This window comes from Chitinivibrionales bacterium, assembly GCA_035516255.1.
Taxonomy (GTDB): domain Bacteria; phylum Fibrobacterota; class Chitinivibrionia; order Chitinivibrionales; family FEN-1185; genus FEN-1185.
The window spans coordinates 45,140-60,269 of record DATJAL010000013.1 but is presented as its reverse complement, the minus strand read 5'-3'; the positions used below and the strand labels follow the sequence as shown (position 1 = coordinate 60,269).

Genomic DNA, 15,130 nt, shown 5'->3' with positions numbered 1-15,130 from the left:
ATGCTTGCGTGATCTCCGACTACCACGTCCACACCCCCTACTGCGGGCACGCGCAGGGGAAAACCATCGATTACATCGAGACCGCCGTCGGCCTGGGCATGAAAGAAATCGGGTTCTCCGACCATCTCGGCCGCTACTATCTCGGCAAAAACCAGAAGAAACGGTACTGGGACTGGGGCATGCGCGAGCGCGACATGGCCCGGTATTTCTCCGAGCTCCTTGATTTAAAGGAAACGTACGGGGACCGCATCGCGGTGCGCATCGGCCTCGAGATCGACTACATCGAGGGCGCCGAGCACCTTGCCGAGGAAATCGTCTCGCAGTATCCCTTCGACTATCTCCTCGGCTCCATCCACTGCCTGCCCATACTCGGCTGGCGCCACCTTTCCGAATATGTCAAGGTTGACGCGAAGCGCGTGTACGAGGCGTATTTCGGCGCCGTGAAATCCGCCGCGCGGTCGGGTCTGTTCCAGTCCCTGGCGCACATGGATTTTTTGTGGCGGTACGTGGCCTGGCCCGACGCGCCGGCGTCCCGGATCGAGGAATATATTTCGGAGTCGGTGGCGCTGGCCGCCGCGCACGGGACCTGCATCGAGGTCAACGCGAACGGCTTCTTGTGGTCGCAGATGGAGGAATTGAAGAAATTCGATCTTTTCGACGTCCTCCTTGAACAGGTAAAAAAGCATCAAGCCTGCATCACCGTCGGCTCCGACGCCCACACGCCCGAACTGGTGGGCAAGTCGTTCCCGCAGATTAATTCTCTTCTGCAAAGCAAGGGATTTCAGTGTTATTCGGTGTTTGAGCAGAAACAGCGAAAACAGGTTAAACTAGGATAATAAAATAGTTTGGTGGGGGAAGTGCGCTTTCCGCCCTTTCCGTTGGGCGGGCGCAATCCCTGGCCCCCAGCTTCCGGCGCCGCGCGCCGGCGATCCGGGGGCACACCCCCTCCTGGGTGCGGCCGGGTACCGATAGTAGCAAGATTCATCCTTCTGCTGGGCGCACCCGCGAGCGGCGATTGATAACCTCACCACCAACCTGCCTCTGCTTTCCCGAAGGTGCTTTTCCTTTAATATTACCTAAACACCGATACCCATTGACACTACTACGGAAATCCCGTATATTATCCCTGTGGACATCGTATTTATTGAGACGCCGGAATTCATCAGGAAAGTTGACAGGCTTGCCGATACGGTAGAAATGTTTCAACTGCAGGACGAGTTGATAAAAAACCCGTGCAAAGGCAGGCTTGTGCAGGGCACCGGCGGCGCCCGTAAAATCAGAATGAGGATCCGCGGTTCCGGAAAAAGCGGAGGTGCCCGGGTAATATATTACTTTGTCGATCTGCGCGGCGAAGTCTGGTTCCTGGACATCTATTCAAAAAGCGAAAAAACAGACCTTAGCGAACTGGAAAAGAAAAGGCTCTATCGTTTTATCAAGGAGACAATACTATGAAAAACTCTCAGAAGTATCGTGTTACCAGGGTGTCCCGGAAGGGTAATCGCCGCGTTTCGCTCATGACCGAAAAACAGCTTCAGAAATTCAGGGCGCTGAGGCTGAAATCCATCCGTAAGGAAGATCTCGGATTGACGCAGAAGGTCTTTGCCGAGGCTGTCGGCGCCAATTTACGGACCTTGCAGGACTGGGAAACCGGTCGAAGCGAAATGCCCAAACCCGTTGAAATTCTGCTGGAACTTATGAGAGAAATGCCCTCTGTCCGCAAGCGCCTTATGACTGCCGCCCATCCGAATTTACATTCTCAATCAAGGCCTTATGCAGCCTGAGAAATAGTCTTTCTCCCGTGGAGAGGGGTCAGGGGTGAGGCGACACCCTCACCACAAACACGCCCCTTCCCGCCCCGAATTGCCGCAAATCAATTACCCTGCCGGTTCCCGCGCTCACACGCGCGAGCTGTTTGCCGGACAGGTCGTAGATGGAAAGAAACGCGCCGGGGCTTTGCAAGGCAAGGGGGATGAAGAATTTGCCTGTGGCGACTTTGAAAACCGCAGGGGTGAGGGGGCGGTTGGCGCTGGTTGCGGAAAGGGAGTTGTCTTGGGTGAGAGTGGGTGTGCCGTCGAGATGGAAAGTGTCGAGACCGGAGGTGGTGAGGTCGTGGTAACCAGTAATATTTGCAGCCCATAAAAAAACCATTTTTATTTGGTGTTGAGCGCTGTCGACAACAATAAATTTGATGATTTTGATCTTTGCATAGTAAGGATAGCCATCCCGAGGATCGGGGGCGGTCTTCATAAGGTAGACGTTGCCGATGCGGGAGGAGAGGGAGTCGACAGGGATATCATCTCCGTGACCATTTGGCTGTAAATAAAAAATACTGTCTGATGGAGCGGCTTTTATTGAATCGAGATTCATTTTATCCATATTTATGCAATATGCGGGGCCATTTTGATTATCAGGCCATAATGACAACAAATATTTAGTTGCTAGATAAGCATTAATTAAGAAATGGTTTACACATTTATAAGGCGCTATATTTATTGAAGTAGTGCAACAGGTTTGCGTCACAAAATCAAATCCCGTTTGTTTTGGTGTGCTAATGGTATCAAGACCAGAAAGTATTAATCCACCTTCCGTTTTTGCAACGCCATTCCCCGCCATCACCAATCCCATCATTCCCATCAAAATTATTTTTCTCATAAAAAACCTCTTCATCTTTCTTCCGCCCGCTTTAACCCGTGAGGCGCAAACAAACATGGCAACTCATCTCCTGTTAAATCCGGAGCAGCACTCAAAACACGGGGAAATTCGCAGTTGTAGTGGGATTACCCCTATAATACCCCATTTTTCTCTTTTTCACAAGAACTATCCGGTTAATTTTTAGGGCCGGGGGTGAGGTTAAAACGAACCCGCAACAAAAGCAATGTCCTGCGCTCACAACTCTCCGATCTCGCATTTGTCACCCACCCGCGCGTTAGGGGCGACTGGAGGCCGCGCTGGGGCGCGGTGCTGCCCGGCCCTCGCCGAAGGCATATAGGGGCCGTGGCAGCCCGAGGCCGAAGGCCGAGACCGGAAGGAGAACCGACCCTGTTTGTAGGGGCGAAAAGGGCAAATGACATAATAGAATGTGCAAGGCACAACTACCTTACCCTTTAGAAACGTTGTTGAAAAAATATTTCGCCCCAACAAACAGGGTAACGCCCATATCATTAAATATTTCTATTTAAATCCTCCTTAAACCCAACAAACCCCCTTAAAAACCTAATAGTTACATTAATTCTTCTCTTGACAAAAACCCACCATATATTGTATCTTATTTAAGTTAAGCATCAATCTCTTGTAGCGCCCTTAACTATAGGAGAAACAGGCCGTTATACCACCGCCCCGCTAGAACAAGGAAACAAAAACCTATGGTGCTTCGCAAGTTGGCGATTTTCGGGTTCAAGTCCTTTGCAGACAAGACTGAGGTCGAGTTCGGTGAAGGCGTGACCGCGGTGATCGGCCCCAACGGATGCGGCAAGAGCAACGTGATCGATGCGATACGGTGGGTGTTCGGCGAGCAGAAGCCCACGGCGCTGCGCAGCGCCACCATGCAGGACGTGATTTTTTCCGGCTCGCAGAAGCGGCGGCCGCTCAACTTCGCCGAAGTAACGTTAACAATAGAGAATACGAAAAACATCCTTCCCTCGGAATACACCGAGGTCGCCATCACCCGGCGCATCTTCCGCAGCGGCGAGAGCGAATACCTCATCAACAAGGTGCCGTGCCGGCTGCGCGACATCCACACCATGTTCCTCGACACCGGCGTGGGCAGCACCGCCTACACCACCATCGAAAACGCCATGATCAATTCCATTTTGAGCGACAAGGCCGAGGAGCGGCGCGTCCTGTTCGAGGAGGCCGCGGGCATCGGCAAATACAAGGAGCGTCGGAAGGAGAGCCTGCGCCAGCTCGACCGCACTCGGCAGGACCTGCTCCGCATCAACGACACGGTGCAGGAGGCCGACCGCCAGGTGCGCATGCTCGCGCGCCACGTTGAAAAGGCGAACCGGTACCGGCGTTATTTCAACGAGCTCAAGTCGCTCGAGGTGGGCTTCGAGCACCGGCGCTACACCGCCTACACCGGCGTCCTCGACGCGCGGAAGAAGGAGCTTGACGAGTGCGACCAGCGGCGCCAGGTCGCGCGGACGCGGGCCGCCTCGGCCGAGGCCGCCATCGAGCAGGCGCAGCTCGCGGCGCTCGAGCAAGAGAAGGAGCTCGAGGCGGCGGCGAAACGCGTGGCCGAGGCCAACGAGGCCATCATCACGCTCGACCGCGACATGTCGGTGGCAAAAACCAACATCGTTAATTTGCGCGAGAACATGGCCCGGTGCGACCGGGAGCAGGCCGGCCTCGACGAACAGGTCGAGGCGGCCAACGGCCTGCGTATGCAGCTGGAAAAAGGGATCATCGAGCACGTGACCGAGCTTGACGCATGCAACGAGAAGGTCGGCCGCGCCCGCGGCGAGCTCGTGGCGTTTGACGGGAAGGTTACGCTGTGCCGGGAGGCGGCCGACAGGGCCGCCGCGGAGCAGATCGAGGTGATCAACGCGATCGGCGAGCAGAAAAACGCCGTGACCACGCTCAAGACCAACCACGCCAGCGGCGCGGAACGCTGCGAGCACGACGAGAAGGAGCTCGCCGCGCTGCAGGCTCGGCTCGACGAATACCGCGAGGCCGTGGAGCTGTGCCGGCGCCAGCTTGAGAGCGCCGCTGTATCGCATAAGAACCTGTCGGCGTCGCGCGAATCGCTGCTCGCCCGCATCGAGAAGGAAGATGTGCAATACCAAGCATTGGTTGGAAGCGAAAAGAAACTCGAGGCGCAGATTGACGCGTGCAAATCGCAGCGCGCCTTTTTGGAAGGGCTCGACGCCTCCTTTGAAGGGTACGAGAGCGGCGTGAAGGCCGTGCTCACCGGGAACCTTCCCGGCGTCGCCGGCATCGTGGCAGACCTCGTGCGCGTGCCCGACGAATCCTTGCTCAAGCTCGTGGAGCGCGTGCTGGGTCCGGCGATCCAGACCCTCGTGTTTTCAACGGACGCCGACCTTAAGAACGCCATCGACTTTCTCACCCGTGAACAGGCAGGCTCGGCCCGCATGGTGTCCATCGAGCGGCTGCGGCGGCGTCAGGCCGTCTCGGCCACTGCGCTGCCGGGCGCGGAACCGCTTCGTGGCTATGTGCAGACGAGCGACGGCCACGCGTGCGTCGCCGATTTTCTTTTCGGCAACGCCTTTGTCACGGCGACCGCGGGCGAGGCCCTTTCTTGCGCCAACGAGAACGCCGGCGCGGTGTTTGCCTCGCGCGACGGCGTGGTGTGCCTCGAAAACGGGTGCGTGCTCGCCGGCGCCCCCAAGAAGCAGCAGCCCGGCATCCTCCAGCGCAAACAGCAAATCGAAAAATGCATTGCCGACATTGAGAGGTTCGAAAAGGAATACCAGCGCGTTATCCACGACAAGGAGATCTGCATCATCAACCGCGACGAGGCCAAGTTCGCGCTCGTGGAGGTCGACGAGAAACTCAACACCGGCCGCAGGCAGCAGCAGGAGCAGGAGACCACCATCATGCACCACGAGAACGAGAGCCGCGCCGTGGAGGCCTCGATGCAGGAACTGCGCCTTGAGATCGGCCGCACGCGGGAGCGCATGGTCGAGATCGACGCGCAAATCAAGACGGCCGAGCTGCGCTGCGAGGAGCTCGTGATGCAGCGGCAGGGCGTCGAAAACCGCGTGGAGCTCTCCCGCGCCGCGCTCGCCGAGATGCAGCAGCAGCGCATCGCCATGGCCGACCATCTCAAGAACATCGAGCTGGAGACCATGGGCCTTACCGCGCGGATCAACCAGGAGCGCCAGGACGTGGAGCGGCTTGTCCAGAATGTAAAGCACTTCACCGCCACAAAGGAAAAGACCGCGCAGGAAAAACAGCAGGCGGCCGCCGACGCGGCGGCGCTCGAATCGTCGCTCGCGGGCCAGCAGCAGCAGCTCGAGCAGCAGACCGCACGACGAGCCGGGCTCGAGCGGGAGCGGGCCGCGCAGCGCGACAAGCTGAGCGCCATGCAGATCGGGATCGAGGAACAGCGCAAGGCGCTCAAGGCCGACCAGGCCGAGGCCGAGGAGCTGTCGAACAAGTTCCACGGCCTCGAGCTCGACCAGGCCCGCGACGAGCAGGAGAAACGCCGCATCCGCGAGCGGATGTTCGAGGTTTACAAAGTGGACCTCGAGTCCCCGCCCGAGGACCTCCTCCGCGTGGAAGAGGAGGAGGCCGTGGTGGTCGAGCGTATCAACACCTTCAAGGAGCGGCTGCGCAGACTGGGCGATGTGAACATGGCCGCGCTCACCGATTTCGAGGCCGAGAGCGCGCGGCTGCGCGAGATGACGGCGCAGCGGGACGATCTGCAGACCGCGGTCGACGACCTTGAAAAGGCGATCAAGAAGCTCGACAAGGAGGCGCGCGTGCAGTTCGTGGCCACGTTCGAGCAGGTGCAGAAGAACTTCATCACCATGTTCACCACGCTCTTTGAGGGCGGCGAGGCCCACCTTTCGCTCGAGGAGAACGCCGATCCGCTGGAGGCGGCCATCGCCATCAACGTGCGGCCCGCGGGCAAGAAAATGCGCGGCATCGCCCTGCTGTCGGGAGGCGAGCGCGCGCTCACCGCGATCTCGCTGCTCTTCTCGCTCTACCTTGTCAAGCCGTCGGCCTATTGCATCCTCGACGAGCTTGACGCGCCGCTCGACGACGCGAACATCGGCCGCTTCGTGAGCATCCTCAAGAAGTTCTCGGAGCAGACGCAGTTCATCGTGGTGACGCACAACAAGCGCACCATGGAGGCTGCCGACCTGCTCTACGGCGTGACGCAGCAGGAGCACGGCGTCTCCACGATCGTGGGCGTCAAGTTCGAGGACGTGGCGCTGAAGGCGGCGTGACCTTTCCCCGCGCCGCGGGTATGGCGGCGCGGGTGAGGGTGTTTAAGAGGGTAATTATCAGCTGTAAATCAAGAAAAAACATCCCCTGACCCCCATTCTCCCACCAATTTTACACCCTTTCCAAATTAAAAAGGCCGGGCCGGTGAAGGAGATTTATGACATGGCTGAAAAGAATGTCGTATACAGTAATCGGGTGAAATAAATGGCACAAAGATTCTGATCTGGGATCCGGCAGATTTTTTTAACACGTCAACACGTCAACCCGCTAACGCGTCAACTTTATTAGCAAGTATTTTTCTTCCATGCCTCAACCCGACTCCGCCGTCTCCACCAAAAAAGCCGCCGTTTTTCTTCTTTCCTATCTTAAAAAGCACGCCTGGTCGGTCGCGGCGGGCATCGCGCTGCTGGTCATGGTCGACCTCATCCAGCTCGTCATCCCGCGCATCGTGCAGAAAACCGTCGACCTGCTCGGCGAGGAACATTTTTCCCGCGGCGGTATCTTGACCAATGCGATGACCATCGCGGCGCTCGCGGGGTGCATGGTGGTGATCCGTTTTTTCTGGCGGCTGTGCATCATGCGGCCGGCTCGCAAAATAGAGACGCGGATGCGCGAGGACATGTTCGGCCGGCTGCTCGGCCTGTCGTTTTCGTATTTCAACAAGACAAAAACCGGCGACCTCATGGCGCTGCTCGTCAACGACCTCAACGCCGTGCGCATGGCCGCGGGCCTCGGGGTGATCGGCCTCACCGACGCGGCGTTCATGGGCACGATGTCGCTCGTGTTCATGATGGCGATCAACGTGAAGCTCACGCTGCTCACCGTGGCGCCGCTGCCGGTCATCGTGTTCGTGATGCTGCGGTTCGGCGCCGTTATCCAGACCAGGTTCGCCGACGTGCAGGCTTCGTTCGGCGACATCTCGTCGCGCACGCAGGAGGCGTTTTCGGGCATCCGCGTGATCAAGGGGTTCGTGCAGGAGGGGAAGGAGCTTGACGGATTTGTCAAGGAGTGCGACGGCTACGTGGCAAAGAACATCAGGCTCGTGCGGCTGTTCGGGTTCTTTTTCCCCATGATAACGTTTCTCGCCTCGCTGTCGGTGTCGCTGCTCTATTTTTTCGGCGGGAGGTACGTGATCGAAAGCAGGATAACGCTGGGCCAGTTCGTCTCGTTCGCGTTTTACATCGGGCTGTTCGTGTGGCCCATGATGGCCGTGGGCTGGGTGTTCAACATGTTCCAGCGCGGCATCGCGTCGGCGAAGCGCGTGATCGCGCTCATGGACGCGCGGCCCGACGTGGAAGTCAAGAGCGGCGCGCCCGGCGCTGGGGTGACAAAAGGGAATATCGAGGCGCGCGGCCTTACGTTTCGCTATACACCGGACGGTCGCGACGTGCTTAAAAACGTTTCCCTCACCGTCCCGGCCGGCTCATCGCTCGGCATCATGGGGAAGCCGGGCAGCGGCAAGACAACGCTCATCTCGCTGCTGTTTCACCTGTTCCCCCTCGGGCGCGAAAGAATAATAATTGACGGATACGACATCAACGACATCCCCCTGGATTCCCTGCGGCGCTCCATCGGGTATGTTCCGCAGGACTCGTTTTTATTTTCCGATACCGTGGAGAACAACATCGCGTTCGGCATGGCGGAAGGCGCGGCGTCCCGGCCGGCGGTGGAGCGCGTCGCGCGGCAGTCAGCCGTATACGACGAGATGCTGAACCTTAACAACGGCTTTTCCACCACCATCGGCGAGCGCGGCGTCACGCTGTCGGGCGGACAGAAGCAGCGGCTGGCCATCAGCCGCGCGCTGCTGGTCAACCCGAAGATCCTCGTGCTCGATGACGCGCTCTCGTCGGTCGACGCGTCGACCGAGCGCAAAATATTCGCCTCGCTTTCACAAGAGATAAAGGGACGCACCTCGCTGGTCGTCGCCCACCGGGTGTCCACCGTGATGCGCTGCGATTCAATTATTGTACTGGACGACGGACAAATTACGGAACAGGGGAGCTATAAGGAGTTGTTGAAGCGAGACGGGTTTTATGCAAGACTTTACCGGTTGCAAAAGCTAGAAGAAAAGATAATTGATAAGTGACGGATGGTTGTCATAATGAAAAGAGTGTGCGATTGGCGCCATTGCAAGTTATTAACATTATGGATCTCCGCCGCCGCGTTAGGCAGGACTGGAGGCCGCGCCGGGGCGCGGTGCTGCCCGGCCCTCGCCGAAGGCATAGAGGGGCCGTGGCAGCCCGAGGCGAAGCTGGGACCGGAAGGACGGCCGACCCGAGCCTGAGTCTTGACGAAGGCGAGGGAAACGCCCGGATTAAAATATTTGGGGAATAATAAATGAATTACTATCACGAAGAAGACACCTCCAGCGCAAAGCTGTACAACCGGGAAATCATGCGCGTCCTTTACGGATACGTGATGAAATACAAGGGCCAGCTTTTCTTCTCCCTGTTCTGCGTGGCGGTCATCACGACGGCGACGCTTGCCGTCCCGTACATCGCAAAGACCGTCATCGACCGCTATATTGTCAAGCAGGGATATCTTGTCGATGAACGATTGATTACGTCTGCTGGGAATGGCGAACTTGTAAAGCGCATGGCAAGGGCGATCAAACTCAACAGCGGGGAATCATTCATTCTCCAATCGAGGCTTTCGTTTTTTTCCAAGTCGCAAATCGCCAAGTTCATTTCATCGGGCATTTTTTCAGCGGAGAAGTATACGCTCATTGAGCGGCCGCTGCTTGGCGAGGCCGCGCAAAAAAAACTCTCCGGCCTTATTGCCCGGGGCGACATCAAGGAATTCCCCGGCCAAACATATCTGGCCCGTCCTCAGGCGTTTTCGGAATTTACCAACAGAGAACTGCTGTCTTTACGCATGGCCGATGTGCGCAGCATCGGGCGCTACGTGCTGCTCATGATCGCCATTTTCTGCGTCCAGTTCGCGGCGTCGTATCTGCAGATCGTGTCGCTCATGCGCCTCTCCCAGCACTCCATGCGGGACCTGCGCAGGGACCTGTTCGGCCACATCCTCTCGCTCGAAATCTCGTTTTTCGACAAAAACCCCATCGGCAAGCTCGTGAACCGGGTCACCAACGACATCGAGGTGCTCAACGAGATGTTCTCGTCGGTGCTGGTCACCCTGTTCCAGGACATCCTCATCCTCATCGGCGTCACCGCGGTCATGTTTTTTGTCAATGTCACGCTGGCGTGCGCGGTCGCCGTGACGTTCCCGTTCCTGTTCGTCGTGACGCTCGTCTTCCGCATCAAGGCCCGCGATGCGTACCGGATCATCCGCACCAAGATCGCGGACCTCAACGCGTTCATCAACGAGAACATCTCCGGCATCCGCATCGTGCAGATCTTCGTGCAGGAGGCAAAGCAGCTTGTCAGGTTCCGGCGCATCAATGAGGACGTGTACATCGCGAACATCAGGCAAGTTTACATTTACGCCGTGTTCAGGCCGCTCATCGATTTTTTCCGGTGGTTCGCGGTGGGGTCCGTGCTTTTCTTCGGCGCGAACCTGATCGCCGACGGCATGGTGTCGTACGGGCTGGTGGTCATGTTCATCTCGTACATCGGCACGTTTTTCGAGCCCATCGCCGACCTGTCGGAGAAATTCGACATCATGCAGAGCGCCACGGCGGCCGGCGAGAAGATCCTCGGCGTGTTCAACGCGGACGCAAAGCGCGAGGCGACCGGTGCCGCCGCCCGAGCCGCGTTTGTCAAGGCGCACGGCGAAACGGACCGGTTCCGGGGCGAGATCGTGTTCGACGACGTCTGGTTCGGGTATAATCCGGACGCATGGGTGCTCAAGGGCGTTTCCTTTAATGTCAAGCCGCGGCAGACGCTTGCCATCGTGGGCGGGACCGGCGCGGGAAAATCGACCATCATCAGCCTGCTGTCGCGGTTATATCCCGTCCAAAAGGGGCGCATTCTGATCGACGGCATCAACATCAGCGACATTCCCTACGGCGTGCTGCGCGGCGCCATCGCCACCGTGATGCAGGACGTGTTCCTCTTTTCCCGCACGCTGCGCGAAAACGTGGCGCTGAGCGGCGCCTATGATCCGGCGATGTTTTCGCGGGTAAGCAACGTCACACACCTTGACAAATTCATATCCCGCCTCCCGGGACACGAAAACGAGCCGGTCGCGGAGCGGGGCGCCACGTTTTCGGCCGGCGAGCGCCAGCTTTTGGCCTTCGGACGAGCGCTGTACGCCGATCCCTCGATCCTTGTGCTCGACGAGGCGACCTCCACCATCGACACCGAGACCGAGCGCCTGATCCAGGACGCCATCGCGCACCTGATCGAGGGCCGCACCTCAATCATCGTGGCGCACCGGCTCTCCACCATCCAGAACGCGCACAACATCCTCGTGCTTGACAACGGCGTTATCGCCGAGCAGGGGAACCACGCGTCGCTCATCGCGAAAAGGGGATTGTACCACGAGTTGTATAAATTGCAGTTTGGAGCGGTGTAAAAGAAATAATTCTTGAGGAAGGCAATGGGGAATAAGGAACGTTGCTTGTCACCGATGTTTTTTTTGTGACGAGCCGCTCGTGAACGCGCTTTCAGATTATTATTGTGGAAGTTGCGTCATTTATATTTTGCCTGTCGGCCCCCGCCGGGCAGCCATCAATATCTTTTAAAATCATGGCAAGAATTAACGCGCCGAAACGGATTCCATTGCATTCCCCCGGGATGCACGGTATACTCTGACAAGGGAAGGCCGCGGAAAGGATTTCATGAAGAAACACATCATCCTCATCGACTACGAGAACGTCCAGAAACACAACCTGAGGCCGCTGCTTTCGCACGACGTGCTGATAAAGGTCTTTCACGCCGAAAACCAGAAGTTCACCAGCGAATTCACCCGGCTCGCGCTCGAGTTCGGCAAAGAGAAATTCGAGCTCGTCACCATAAAGGGCCAGGGCAAAAACGCGGCCGATTTCCACATCGCCTACTTCATCGGGAAACTCTCAAGGGAGATTCCGGACCCCTCCTTCCACATCATTTCACGGGACACGGGGTTCAAGGTGCTCGCGGACTTTTTAAGCCAGGTCGAGGGCATACCGTGCAGGGTGGCGCCGTCCATCGCCGACCTGGCGCTGCAAAGAACGGCCGCCCCGGCCGTAAAACCCGCCGCGCCCGCGGGCAGACCGGCGGCGCCCGCGGCAAAACCCGGCGGCGGCGGAACGGAGGACTGGTATACGCTTGTCAAGGGGAAACTGGCGAATGCAAAGGCGCAAAAACCGAAGAACAGGAAGACCCTGCGGAACCAGATCGTGAGCATATGCAGGAGAAAGATAAGCGAGACCGAAGCGGAGGAAATGGTGAGCAGGCTGGTGGAGGACAAGGTGATTCAGGTGAGAAACGGGGCGGTGATATATAGATAAGGGGAAATGCTTCGGGAGATGTCGATTGATGCATTGAAGACGTCGTGACGCCCGAGGCTATTCGACGTACTTGTTCTCCCCACGGATGATGACCTCCAGGAACTTTTCCGGGTCATCGGTCTCCACGAGGCTGCTGCGGATCTCCTCGTACGACATGACCCTTGACAGAGAAGAAAGGAGCTGGGTGTACTGGCTCGAGGCGCTGGCGGGCGACAGCATCATGAACACCAGGTGCACGGGCTGTTCGTCGATGGCGTTGAAGTCGATGCCCTTCACGCTCCGGCCCGCGGCCATGTACACGCGGTCGATGCCCTCGATGCGCGCATGCGGGATCGCGATGCCGAAGCCGATGCCGGTTGACATCTCGGCTTCGCGGTCGAGGATCTTCCGCACGATGAGGTCCTGGTCCCTCAGGTCGTACAGCGACGCCAGGTATTTTCCCATCTGGGACAGCAGCGCGGTCTTGTCCGTGGGCTCAAGGTTGGTGATGATGCTGTTTTTTTGCAGGATGTCTTGGATTTTCACGCTGGATCCTTGCCGCCGCCGGGTTCAGGCTCGGCTCTTTGCCTTCTGTTTTCGAGAAACGCCAGCACCCTGCCGACGGCGTAAATGATGAGCCCTCCGAATGCGATAAAAAATATCCTGTTTTTAAGGGCAAGGGTCATATGGTGCCCGTTCACGGCAACGACGAAGAATAAGGCGCAGATCCCGATGACGGCAAGGCCGGTCAACATGAGGTGAAATCCATGATGTTGCAGAAAGCCCATGACAGTTCGGAACATCGGGTATTCCTTCGGCAAGGGTAAGGTCAGATTGGCGTCGCTGAAAGAAAAACAGGGGTGATTACCGACGGATCGCCCGGGCCATCCGCGCGTCCCATGCACATCGGCACGAAGTGAGATCTCATGAACATGTTCCCATTGGAAGAAGGACTCAACCAAATGGCAGCCCTTAATATAACTAATTTCAAGGGAAAGTACCATTTCACCATGAACCTAAAGTTCGTGCGGGCTGATAAGGCTTGACCAGGCGCTCTCCGGTATATCGCACAGCTTTTTCAGGATACCCGCGGCCTCCTGCGGTTTTGAAAAAACCAGCCGCACCTCCAGCCGGTTTTTCTCAAAATAGGGGCTTGCCATAAAGCTCACTTTTGACGGATCGGGATTGACGCTCGCCGCGAGCCCCTCCCATTTTCTGCGGGCGTTTTCGTAACGCGGAAACCGAAGGCCTCGAAGATAGGAATTTATCCTCTGGATTTTCTGAGGCGCATTGATGGCGCCGTTTTTTTTGATGAATGCGATTTCCGCAAATCCTGAAAAATCCTTTATTCCGCTGTTTTGATTGCGGACTATTTCCGACATCCATTGGACGAATTCGCGTTCCGTCTGGAATGAAAGATCGAGGCCGGCAAAAAGTTCCAGAAACTTCTTCCGGTCTTTTCCTGAAAGCAGCCGGAACTCGGCGGCATTTGCGGCATGCAGCCTGTTTTCGAACACCGCGTCGCGGACATCGCCGGGACTGGCGAGCAGTTCGTCCAAATCGTTCATTTGATTTCGTGGAATGTCAAGAAACCGCCGGAGGTCATCTTTTTCCTTAATCCCCGCTGACGTTGTCAGCCAGGAATAAAAAAGAAATTGTTCTTTCATGCTTAATGCCCTTCCCCTGTTGAGAAGAACCCTCACCAGGCCTTTTTGTCTGGTATCAAGAGATGGAAGGATACCGCAGATGCGTTCCTTGATTTTTTTTTGCTTCATGGTTTTAAAACGTTTGCATCCGTCGAGTATTTCATATGTCCCCGAATCGCTTTTCGAAACCAGAATGGGGTTGAGGAGCTGGGCGGCGGGCAATTGCCGCGAAAGCGCGGTTTCATCATGCAGGTCTTTTGGCAGGAAAATATTACGGAGTGAAATCTTTTCGAACCGGTTTGCCCGCGAAAGGGTGAGAACCTCAGGCTCCGATTGAAAAGGACTTTGCGATCTGCGAGTAACGCTCATATTCCTCCCGGTTTCCCCTCTTTTTATATCCGTTTGCGACAATAACGGCCTTTCTGACGATTTCCATTCTCGCAAGTACTATTTGCCCGGGCGAAAGGCTGTTTGAATCCAGCAAGTTCTTCATGCTCCGGATGCGGAACCGGTCAAGCGCCGCGACCGTCGCCGAAAGCTGGTCGCCGTGTCCGCCGTACCGGCTGAGAAGGTATTCGTTGACAAGCCCCACCGGAAAGCGGCAGGTGATCCTGAGCCACAAATCGTAGTCTTCACAGGCAGGAAGCGATTCGTCGAACCCGCCGGTGTCAAGGAACAGGCTGCGCGCAAGCATCACCGACGAAGGCGTCACCATGCACCGCTTGAGGCTCTGCTCAAAAATATATCCTTCTTTCTTTTCGTGCGTTTTGGGCGGGTTGACCCTTCTGCCGCGCCTGACCCAGACCTCCTTTGTCTGGGAAATGGCGAAGCCCGGATGATGGCGGTGCCACTGCACCTGTTTTTCCAGCTTTCGGGGAAACCATTCATCGTCGGAATCCAGAAACGCGATCCATCGGCCCGATGACGCGGCAACGCCTGAATTTCGCGCGTTTGACACGCCGGAATGATTGTCAAGCCGGATATACCTGAGCCTTGGCGGCGGCTTTGTGAAAATGGCGAGGTCGGCCGTGTTGTCGGTTGACGCGTCATCCGCCACGATGCATTCGTAATCGTTAAACGTTTGGGACAATACCGACCATACGGCTCGGGTGACAAGCCCGGCGCGATTATAGGTTGGAATGATGATGGAGACAAGAGGCATATGGATAAGTTCAACTTGACCTGATAATGGGCAAGATGT

Annotated in this window: 12 protein-coding genes; 7 read left to right on the top strand and 5 right to left on the bottom strand. The window is 57.1% G+C overall.

Annotation, left to right across the window (positions count from 1 at the left end; all coding sequences use genetic code 11):
• The first annotated feature begins 8 nt into the window (after positions 1 to 8).
• The 3 genes from VLX68_04155 to VLX68_04145 all read left to right on the top strand — a co-directional run bounded on the left by VLX68_04155 (position 9) and on the right by VLX68_04145 (position 1,781).
• Positions 9 to 836: a histidinol-phosphatase gene (locus VLX68_04155; protein ID HUI91423.1), complete on the top strand. Its 828-nt coding sequence runs from the start codon at positions 9 to 11 to the stop codon at positions 834 to 836.
• A gap of 292 nt (positions 837 to 1,128) precedes the next feature.
• Entirely contained in the window at positions 1,129 to 1,452 is a 324-nt protein-coding gene (locus tag VLX68_04150) for a hypothetical protein (GenBank protein ID HUI91422.1), read from the top strand.
• Entirely contained in the window at positions 1,449 to 1,781 is a 333-nt protein-coding gene (locus VLX68_04145) for a helix-turn-helix domain-containing protein (protein HUI91421.1), read from the top strand. The genes VLX68_04150 and VLX68_04145 overlap by 4 nt, the downstream gene beginning before the upstream one ends.
• Positions 1,782 to 1,809: 28 nt before the next feature.
• On the opposite strand, the gene VLX68_04140 is transcribed toward VLX68_04145, so the two are convergent.
• Positions 1,810 to 2,652: a hypothetical protein gene (locus tag VLX68_04140; protein HUI91420.1), complete on the bottom strand. Its 843-nt coding sequence runs from the start codon at positions 2,650 to 2,652 to the stop codon at positions 1,810 to 1,812.
• Positions 2,653 to 3,362: 710 nt separating this feature from the next.
• Here VLX68_04140 and smc point away from each other — a divergent pair.
• The 4 genes from smc (at position 3,363) to VLX68_04120 (ending at position 12,304) form a co-directional block, all read left to right on the top strand.
• Complete coding sequence (gene smc / locus VLX68_04135) at positions 3,363 to 6,911, top strand: chromosome segregation protein SMC (GenBank protein ID HUI91419.1); 3,549 nt, start codon at positions 3,363 to 3,365, stop codon at positions 6,909 to 6,911.
• A 302-nt stretch (positions 6,912 to 7,213) separates the two neighbouring features.
• The gene (locus tag VLX68_04130; GenBank protein HUI91418.1) at positions 7,214 to 8,995 is read left to right on the top strand and encodes an ABC transporter ATP-binding protein; all 1,782 of its coding nucleotides are present in this window, start codon (positions 7,214 to 7,216) and stop codon (positions 8,993 to 8,995) included.
• Between the two features lie 251 nt (positions 8,996 to 9,246).
• Positions 9,247 to 11,388: an ABC transporter ATP-binding protein gene (locus VLX68_04125; GenBank protein ID HUI91417.1), complete on the top strand. Its 2,142-nt coding sequence runs from the start codon at positions 9,247 to 9,249 to the stop codon at positions 11,386 to 11,388.
• Positions 11,389 to 11,653: 265 nt separating this feature from the next.
• The gene (locus VLX68_04120) at positions 11,654 to 12,304 is read left to right on the top strand and encodes a PIN domain-containing protein (protein HUI91416.1); all 651 of its coding nucleotides are present in this window, start codon (positions 11,654 to 11,656) and stop codon (positions 12,302 to 12,304) included.
• Between the two features lie 57 nt (positions 12,305 to 12,361).
• Here the strand turns inward: VLX68_04120 and VLX68_04115 are convergent, their stop codons facing one another.
• From VLX68_04115 to VLX68_04100, 4 genes are read right to left on the bottom strand one after another with little or no spacing between them, the layout of a single operon-like run.
• The gene (locus VLX68_04115; protein ID HUI91415.1) at positions 12,362 to 12,829 is read right to left on the bottom strand and encodes a PTS sugar transporter subunit IIA; all 468 of its coding nucleotides are present in this window, start codon (positions 12,827 to 12,829) and stop codon (positions 12,362 to 12,364) included.
• Positions 12,826 to 13,287, bottom strand: a complete 462-nt coding sequence (locus VLX68_04110) for a hypothetical protein (GenBank protein HUI91414.1) — start codon at positions 13,285 to 13,287, stop codon at positions 12,826 to 12,828. The genes VLX68_04115 and VLX68_04110 overlap by 4 nt, the downstream gene beginning before the upstream one ends.
• Before the next feature lie 12 nt (positions 13,288 to 13,299).
• A complete protein-coding gene (locus VLX68_04105) occupies positions 13,300 to 14,298 on the bottom strand; it encodes a ParB N-terminal domain-containing protein (GenBank protein ID HUI91413.1) in 999 nt (332 codons plus the stop codon).
• Positions 14,252 to 15,091, bottom strand: a complete 840-nt coding sequence (locus VLX68_04100; GenBank protein HUI91412.1) for a glycosyltransferase family 2 protein — start codon at positions 15,089 to 15,091, stop codon at positions 14,252 to 14,254. The genes VLX68_04105 and VLX68_04100 overlap by 47 nt, the downstream gene beginning before the upstream one ends.
• Positions 15,092 to 15,130: the final 39 nt, after the last annotated feature.

Excerpts from the sequence above, each read along its gene's own strand:
- VLX68_04125 (HUI91417.1), top strand. The coding sequence starts at position 9,247 with ATGAATTACTATCACGAAGAAGACACCTCCAGCGCAAAGCTGTACAAC.
- VLX68_04105 (HUI91413.1), bottom strand. The coding sequence starts at position 14,298 with ATGAGCGTTACTCGCAGATCGCAAAGTCCTTTTCAATCGGAGCCTGAG.
- VLX68_04110 (HUI91414.1), bottom strand. The coding sequence starts at position 13,287 with ATGGTACTTTCCCTTGAAATTAGTTATATTAAGGGCTGCCATTTGGTT.
- VLX68_04145 (HUI91421.1), top strand. The coding sequence starts at position 1,449 with ATGAAAAACTCTCAGAAGTATCGTGTTACCAGGGTGTCCCGGAAGGGT.
- VLX68_04120 (HUI91416.1), top strand. The coding sequence starts at position 11,654 with ATGAAGAAACACATCATCCTCATCGACTACGAGAACGTCCAGAAACAC.
- VLX68_04100 (HUI91412.1), bottom strand. The coding sequence starts at position 15,091 with ATGCCTCTTGTCTCCATCATCATTCCAACCTATAATCGCGCCGGGCTT.
- smc (HUI91419.1), top strand. The coding sequence starts at position 3,363 with ATGGTGCTTCGCAAGTTGGCGATTTTCGGGTTCAAGTCCTTTGCAGAC.
- VLX68_04140 (HUI91420.1), bottom strand. The coding sequence starts at position 2,652 with ATGAGAAAAATAATTTTGATGGGAATGATGGGATTGGTGATGGCGGGG.
- VLX68_04130 (HUI91418.1), top strand. The coding sequence starts at position 7,214 with ATGCCTCAACCCGACTCCGCCGTCTCCACCAAAAAAGCCGCCGTTTTT.